Source organism: Methanomassiliicoccales archaeon, assembly GCA_038740345.1.
In the GTDB taxonomy this organism is placed as follows: Archaea; Thermoplasmatota; Thermoplasmata; order Methanomassiliicoccales; family UBA472; genus JAJRAN01.
The window spans coordinates 1-8,307 of the sequence record JAVYMA010000037.1 but is presented as its reverse complement, the minus strand read 5'-3'; the positions used below and the strand labels follow the sequence as shown (position 1 = coordinate 8,307).

The window sequence follows — 8,307 nt, the reverse complement described above, 5'->3', positions numbered from 1 at the left end:
CTGGCTAGTTATCACATTAAATTGGAAAGAATTGGTGGCACCGTGATAGTCTATGGCATCGAGCCCTTTACAGGATGCAATGTTTTCAATGTTTCAGAGGAGTCGTCGTCTGGGGCGAGGATCAACTTGATACCTATAATCTAGAGAAGCAAATTCATTGGAAACATTTCTCCTTCAAGCAGTTTCTATTCCGCTTTTCGGAGGAAAAGCCAGATAGGCGCAGTCTACATGTTCCCTTTGATTGGTGAATAGAAGTTGAGCCACCAGCACCGATTAAAATCTTCAAGCGCTCTTTCAACTATGGGCCACAGCATCGGCTGAACTTGGAAGAAGAATAGAATAACGATAAAACCTCTTAAACGGCACAGTAGCGTACGAACCTGCAACAGAAAATCAATCGCTCACACATCATGAGTTCGAATCATGATCCATGATGTGGAAAGTGCTATCATCATGTAGCTCATTCGAATCGCAGCACTTCTGCTGGAGATACCCTAGACGCTCCCCTGGCGGCGGGATACACGCTTAAAATGGTAGCAACGAATGAGATGACGGCCACGGTTAAGATGGGCCAGATGTCAATAATCCACACAAAGCCTTCTGATCTCAATGACGTCATCCAAAGTTCGTAACCCACTAATATCCCTAACGCCACGCCAATTAATATTCCCAGGAGCGATATCAAAGCAGATTCTATGGCGAAATTGGCCACCACCATGCGCTTTCTGTAACCGATGGCGCGCATCATGCCGATCTCGATGCGGCGCTCATGTATGGACCTTATGGTCATTATCCCTAAACCAGATATACCCACTATCAAACCCATAGCGAGGAAAGCTTCGAACAACGTGAACACAGAGTTAATCAGACCCGTGATTTCCCGAGCCAAGGCTTTGACGTCGATGGTCTGGAGACCATTGGGGATAAAGGATTTCTCCAGCAAGGCAGCTTGTTTCCCTATGTCTAAGCCATCCTGGAACCTGAGAAGCATTATTGAATAGCCCACAGCGAAAAATTCACTTCTCACCACCTCCTCTGACATGAAAGCCCCTCGGAAAGAGCTCTGCTTCATGAATCCAGCCACAGTTACCACATGAGGCGTACCCAGAGGATCTAAGAGCATGACGCGCTCACCTATTTTGATGCCCGGTTCTTGCTCTGCGTTCGGAGGCCCGAATCCACCTGATATGCCTGATTGAGGACGAAGGCTGCCGTCAAAGATGACCAGAGATCTGTTGTTGCGGACGGCCTGCCAAACCTGCAGTTCATTCGAGAAGTTCTTCTTGTCATAATCCGAAAGAGGGTAATTGCCTAGGGTGTAAAGGTCCTCATTGAAGCCTATTAACTGATAGCGTCTTTCTTTGAATGTTAGCGTCTGCGTTGACGGCTCTAGATAGCTGTAATTCAATGTGATTATTGAGGAGGGCAAGGCCACCAGCGCGGAGACATTCTTGGCTTGAAGAGGTGAAAGCTCCTGACTTAAGCGCTCCCTAGGGTCGTTGAGGATAGGTGAGGTAGAGGTGAAAGCGATAACATCGAAACCTCCGGAAGTCTCATTGACCAATCGGTCGATGTTGAAAGACATCAAACCCGATACGACCGACAAGGTGGTTACGGTGAAAATTACTAGACCGAAGATGAAAACGCTCAAAGCCGTCTTGAATTTAGCCTTGAGGGGATAGGATATCGCCGTCTTTAAAACCGCCCTATATTCTTTTCTCACGCGGAAAAGCTTTGTAATAATCATTATGAGCGAATCTGAATTGAACATTATCACCAGCAACGCTCCACTGACTAAGAAAAGGCCAGCCACCACATATCCTTCTATCTCTGCCTCGTAATGGAAGATCTTTATCCCAAACGGCAGAGGGGCCCAGACCAATATGGTGAGCAGTCCGGCCAGGCTCCAGGCTAGGCGCTCTTTTACCACACGACGCAGCAGGAAACCCAAAGAGATGGTCATGAGCGAGAGTCCAGAGCTAGCAAGCGCCAGACTTCGTTGCCATATTCCCAAGGACATCAGCCCTGCTCCTAGGAAGAGTATTAACCAGCCCAAGCGGAAGACGCGGCTATCATCGCGGGGTACAGGAGGCTCTGGGATATTGCGGATGGCACGTACAATGTTGAGGTTGGATATGCGCCTGGTTGCGAGGTAGACAGTAAGAACGGTGAGCAAAAAGCCGGCAAGGTAGCCCAATACTAGTGACATGGGTGTGAAGGTAAAATATTTGACCAGATCGAAGGAGAACTCACCTATTCTTATCGTTCGGCTCATTACCCAAGTTATAACATATGCCAGTATGAGTCCCAGACCCGAACCTACGGCCGCTGCCAAGGCGGCGTAAATAACGCCCTCATAAGTGAATAATCGTCTGAGATGGGATCGGCTCATGCCAATAGCTCTTGCCACCCCCATCTCTCCTTTCCGCTCTTCGCTGAGCATGGTAAAGATGTTCACCACCAATGCTACCCCCGCGATTATGGAGAAAGACCCGAACACGAAGAACAGGCTGCTGAACATCTCTGCGGCTCTCTTGGCGTCCTCTATGGCATTTGCTTTATCCTCGACGATCCTGAGTCCATTTGATTGTTGCCAGGGTTGAAGTATAGTTTCGATATGCACTCTGACATCGGATGCATAGACCAGACCTTCATCCCCTCGGCCTTGCAATGATACGAAAATGAAATTGAATTGGCCGGGTCGATCTAGTAGAGATTGCGCCGACTCGATGTCCATATAGACGGTATTCGCAGAACCGAAGGCTCCTAGGGCTCTTTCCTCCACCACCTCAGACACTACAGCCACTATCCTTTGCGTCTCACTGATGTAGATGATTAGAGTATCCCCAACTCTTGCATCTATATCCTGGGCGGCGCGAGAATTTAGATAGACAGCTCCAGCTTTCGGAGCTTGGTCCAAAATCGACCCATCTTGTTTGAGAAAAGAGCCGAACTCTTTCACCACAGTATCATTGAGGGCCATAAGAGCGAAGGAGGGATTGAACAAGCCAGACTCATTATTGAGCACGGCCACATCATCTCTTATGAGCATATGTGAGCTTTCTACCTGATTTATCGCAGCGATTTGATCCCTTACGTTTCCTAGGAATGACGCGTCGAAATACGTGTAACCGTCGAATGGAGCGCCGATGCCAAAATCAACCTCGCCGAGAGATTCGGTGGTCTGCTTGACGATCATGTTGTCCAAGGTGTCGCCCACAACCAATGAGGTGGAGATTATCGCCGTTCCAACCATAAGTCCACCCACCACCAGAGCCGTGGTCCATCTCCTCCTCACCACATAGCGAATCGCCATGGTTATGAGAAGGCGGTGGCGCATGGCGTCCAGCATTATCATGGCGGTAATGATGACTATGGTGAGCAATAATGCCACAAAGGTTTGTAGAAAAAGGAAAGAGATCAAGATTACTGAGATGCCAGGCAGAGTGGCGAAGAAGAAAGAACGGGACAACCGCTCACCCCATTCTGCGACCATCTAGCGCGTTCACTTTCGCCCTGCCGCTGTCACTAATAATCTCCCCATCTCTCATATTGATGATGCGATCGCACACCTCCCCTACCTCGGGGTCATGTGTGACGATTATGAAAGTCTCACCTCTTTCCCTATTGAGCTTGCGCATTAAGCCAACCACCTCTTCAGCAGTCTTCTTATCCAGATTGCCGGTAGGCTCATCGGCCCAAATGAGAGCAGGATCGTTCACCAGCGCTCGAGCTATGGTGACCCTTTGTCTCTCTCCTGCTGAAAGGGCAGCTGGTCTCATACGCATGCGGTCTCTTAGACCGACGGCCTTGAGTAGTTCTTGTGCCCGAGCCCTTGCCGCTTTGGAGGATTCATCGGAAAGAAGCAACGGGAGCTCCACGTTCTCCTCAGCGGTGAGCACGGGAAGCAAATTGAATAATTGAAATACGAACCCCATTCTTTTGGCGCGAAAATTGGTTTTCTCATCATCATCCATCGCGGTAATATCTCTCCCCTCGACGAACACCCTGCCTGATGTCACATCATCTATTCCTGAAAGACAATTCAAAAGTGTGGTTTTGCCGCATCCCGAGGGACCCATAATCGCTACCATCTCTCCGCTCTGCACCTCGAGATTGACGTTTTTCAGGGCCTCTACCTTGATATCGCCTGTAACATAGGTCTTGCAAACATTCTCTGTCCTGATTATAGCGGCCATACCATCAAACCTCTAAAATGCCCCATCATCATCTTGAAAGCCCTCACAGCTTATTCCCTATAAGACATTAGTTAAGATCGCCGTTACTCATGCGAAATAATGGTAGATGCTCATGGATATAAAGGAATGGAAAGGGTTTGGCCTTTCTATGCTTAATTAGTGGAAGGTGGATTGGAAGGTCTTTCCTTTCGGCTTACGTCCGCGATCTTCTCCATTTCTTTGGTCTCCTTCTCCATCACTTCTTCTAGAGACCGGAGGTCGCGGCGCAGCTCCTCAGGCTTCGGAATGGGGCCCAATATGTCATCTGCCTTTCCTACTACCTTCTCTACCTCATCCACCTTGGATATCTCTCTCTCGGGAACGGTCCTACCACTTCCCAGATACTCGGAGACTCCTTCCACGAGTTTAGTGAGCTCAAAGGGTAGCACATATTTGGTGGCAGCGCTGTTGCCTAAGGCCTTGAAAGCGTCAAGTGAGAGAACGGTAAGAGCCTTGGAATCCAAAGTGCTGGCTCCCACGGAAAGGATGCGCAGTTTCTGCGCATCTCCTTGAGCCTGGAGTATAATTGCCATCCTTTCCCCTTCGGCTTCAAGGATCTTAGATTGGCGTAGCCCTTCTGCTTGCAGGATTCTCGCCCTCTTCTCACCCTCAGCAGTAAGGATGGCGGCCTTCTTCTCTCCATCTGCTTTCAGGATCGCCGCCCTTCTTAGTCTCTCCGATGAGGTTTGCTCCTCCATGGCCATCTTTACCTTTGGAGCAGGATCCACTTCCCTTATCTCTACCGCCTCTACCTTGACCCCCCATTTATCCGTGGCCTCATCTAGTACGTCCCTCAAGTGGACGTTGATGCGCTCGCGGTTAGAGAGAATCTCATCCAATTCCATATCTCCGATTATAGAACGTAGAGTTGTCTGGGCCAGATAAACCGTAGCCGCGCGATAATTCTGAACCTCAAAGAACGCTTTCTTAGGATCAATCACTTTCGTATAAATGATGGCGTCGACATTGGTAGGCGAGTTGTCCTTGGTTATCACTTCCTGGCGTGGAACGTCTAGGACCTGAGTTCGTAGATCCAGCTTGACTACTTCACTTATCAGCGGGGTCACGTAATTGAATCCTGAATTCAAAATTCTCACGAACCTGCCTAGCCTCATATAGACGCCTTGCTCATAGGGCCGGATGATCCTGATACCACTCGAAAGTATGAGCAGGACCACGATTATGGCAATCATCACTAGGCCTATTACTAACACATCTACCATTCTCTAATCCTCCTTGATATCAAAGTGAGGTCGGTCACTCGTTGACCTCCTCCACTATTACATGAACCCCCTCACTCCCTTTGACAATCACTTTCTTACCCTCCTCGATACGAGTGTTGGAAGTAGCGCTCCAGATATCATGGGCGATCTTCACTTTGCCGGACAAAGTCTGAGGTTCTATTGTTTTGATAACCGTGCCCTTCCGTCCTATCAACGAAGCAGCCACTGTGGTTTCAGGAGGTGAGGGAGGGGCTATCCTCTGATACAATTTGATGGTAACATATGTCATAGGTGCGAACAGAACCACGGCTATGATAGGCGACCATACCGAGAAAAGCAGACCGGGTATGAGCAAGCCCATCAGACCTATTATTATCAATATCGTCGCAGGCACTAAGAGAAAGGCTCCTGGCGAAAAAGCCTCTATCACCAATAGAACCACGCCCGCTAAAACTAGAGCTATTCCTACCTCTATTTCCGTCACCATCAACCGTATTCATGGATGTACCGCTATTTGGTCTTATTCCCCGATTTAGGAAAAATTTATCTGGTTGTACAAAAAAATGAAATACATGATAATTTTGCCCTAGAATCTCCCCCCAATCCGCCCTCCTCCTGTCTTTCCTCCTCCCCACTTTCCTCCCCCTTTCCCTCCTAATATGGAGGAGATGATGTAGAAAATGAGGTACAGGAATTTTCCTTTAGTGATTATGCTAAGGCCGATAATTACGATTATCACCACCAACCAGCCTGTCCAATCCAAGGGGATGAACGGAACTGGATAGGAACGGTCGTCGTGTCCCTCCCCATCGTATTTGTCCAATAGCTCAAGGCCAATGGCAAAAATGTATAGTTTGATTCCTTGCGAATAATTGCCTTCATTCAGATAGGGTTCGAGGTAGGTCAGGCTTAGCTCCGTGAGCTTAGCTCCTCCCAAAATGTCCGAAACGCCTTCACCTACAACCACTGTCCATGCCCTATCTTCTAAGGAGAAGACGAAAAGCACACCGTTGTCCTTGCCCTTCTGCCCTATGCCATTCTTTTCAAAGGTCTTTAAGGCATAATCACTTATCCCCGCTGGAGCGGTGCTGTTCACGAGCAAAACTGCTATTTCGCATGAGTTATTCAATTCCACTTCATAACAGAAATCATTCAGATCCCGATAGTCGTCGTAATTCAAAATGCCGACTCTATCATCCACATAAGGGGTTATGGTAGGGACCCAATCCGGCATCTTCTCTTCAGAGCCGGAACTCAATATCAAGAACACGCCCATGGCAGCCACGATAAGCACGATGATTAACGCTGCTGCCAATGCAACGCGCTTCTCTCGGTCCATCATTCATCACAAACCAGTAACGTCCTCAGGGAAATTGCTTCCCCAATAGGGTTTCTCTTTGAATCCAAATGTTCCCGCTAGAAGATTATTGGGGAAGGATTTGATGTAGGCATTATAATCCCTGACCGCTCCATTATACTGTGCCCTTGCGTATGACAACCTCTCCTCTTGGAAAGTAATCTCTCCCATCAAGGACCGTATTACATCTGTGCCTGTTAAAACAGGGTAATTCTCCCAACTTACCAGTATAGTATAGAACTTCTGGTCAAGCTGCTCTGAGATGTTGATCAGTTGCTCATCGCTTGCCCCGGATTGAAATGCCTCCATCCACCGCGTCCTTAGCTGGGTGATGTTCGTCAAAAGGCTGGATTCATAGGCCAAGGACAGGTTTGTTTGTTGTTGCAGCTGAGTGATGATGCTTATTTTGGTTACATAACGGTTCTTTATCTCCGACGCCTTTTGGGAGACCGCCTGGTCCTTGGAAACCATGCCATTGTAGGAAAGGATTGTCAACAATCCGAACACCAATAGAATGCCGACGATCAGCACCACGACGAAGATCTTTTTATTCATCGCACCATCCTCGACCCAAAAAACCTACCAGCATTTAAAAATAACTGCTTATGGCATAAAATCCACTCGATACGCTCATTTGTTACATTCTGAATCGTTACATTATTTCCAATATGAGAACTGAGATAAAAAGCGTGGCAATAGTGATGGGTAGGCCCGCTTTCACGAACTTCCAGAAGGGGAGGTCTGCTCCCAATCTTTCGCCGCTCTCAGCCACTATTACATTAGCCGCGGCTCCTAGTATGGTTGCGTTTCCCGCTAGCGTACTCGATGCTGCCAGCGCTATCCACAATGAGTTATCGCCCAAAGTGCTCACGAAAGGCGATAGAAGAATAACCGCGGGAACATTGCTGATTAAATTGGAAAGGAGGGCGGTGAACAAGGTCAGACCTGGAACCTGGGTCAATCCCCCGTCGACAGCAGATTGGAAGACCGTCATCATCTCTTCCAACAATCCTGACACAGAAACCCCTTCAAGCACAATGAACAGACCCACAAAGAAGAGTAAAAGTGTCCAGTCTACACCGGCCAAAATGCTACGGGCATTGGTCTTTCGGTTGAATAACGGCAGAATGAAAAGGGCAACGGACCCCCCTATGAATGCAACAACGGCCAGTGGAATCCGGAGAAAGTCTGAGGCGATGAAGCCAAGGAAAACCGAGAACATTATCACGAGGACAATCCAAACGCTCCGATCCATGCCCTCGAAATTGACTATGGTTCTGACACCCTCCGCATCGATTCTCAAGCAGTGTCCATTCTCATCGCATAGATCCTTTCTGAAGATCAACCATATGATGACCATTGCCACTACAAGGCTAAGCATCGCCGTAGGCATGAGCGCCATGGAAAACTCCACGAAAGATATTCCCGAAACGGTAGCTATGTAGGCGTTCTGAGGGTTTCCTACTGGTGTGGCCACCGAACCTATGTT

7 protein-coding genes are annotated in these 8,307 nt (G+C 48.3%); all 7 read right to left on the bottom strand.

Annotation, left to right across the window (positions count from 1 at the left end):
- Positions 1–460: 460 nt before the first annotated feature.
- The gene (locus QW520_08685) at positions 461–3,496 is read right to left on the bottom strand and encodes an FtsX-like permease family protein (GenBank protein MEM0449879.1); all 3,036 of its coding nucleotides are present in this window, start codon (positions 3,494–3,496) and stop codon (positions 461–463) included.
- Positions 3,477–4,199 (bottom strand): ABC transporter ATP-binding protein, encoded by a 723-nt coding sequence (locus QW520_08680; protein MEM0449878.1) that lies wholly within the window; start codon positions 4,197–4,199, stop codon positions 3,477–3,479. The genes QW520_08685 and QW520_08680 overlap by 20 nt, the downstream gene beginning before the upstream one ends.
- Positions 4,200–4,351: 152 nt before the next feature.
- Positions 4,352–5,461 carry an SPFH domain-containing protein gene (locus QW520_08675; protein ID MEM0449877.1) on the bottom strand — a complete coding sequence of 370 codons (1,110 nt, stop codon included), beginning with the start codon at positions 5,459–5,461 and terminating at the stop codon, positions 4,352–4,354.
- Positions 5,462–5,495: 34 nt separating this feature from the next.
- The gene (locus tag QW520_08670) at positions 5,496–5,948 is read right to left on the bottom strand and encodes an NfeD family protein (GenBank protein MEM0449876.1); all 453 of its coding nucleotides are present in this window, start codon (positions 5,946–5,948) and stop codon (positions 5,496–5,498) included.
- Positions 5,949–6,047: 99 nt separating this feature from the next.
- Positions 6,048–6,803, bottom strand: coding sequence for a TPM domain-containing protein (locus QW520_08665; GenBank protein MEM0449875.1), 756 nt, complete (start codon positions 6,801–6,803; stop codon positions 6,048–6,050).
- Between the two features lie 3 nt (positions 6,804–6,806).
- Positions 6,807–7,373, bottom strand: coding sequence for a LemA family protein (locus QW520_08660; protein MEM0449874.1), 567 nt, complete (start codon positions 7,371–7,373; stop codon positions 6,807–6,809).
- Positions 7,374–7,470: 97 nt separating this feature from the next.
- Positions 7,471–8,307: ArsB/NhaD family transporter (locus tag QW520_08655; protein MEM0449873.1), on the bottom strand; the 837-nt coding region annotated here is incomplete at its 5' end.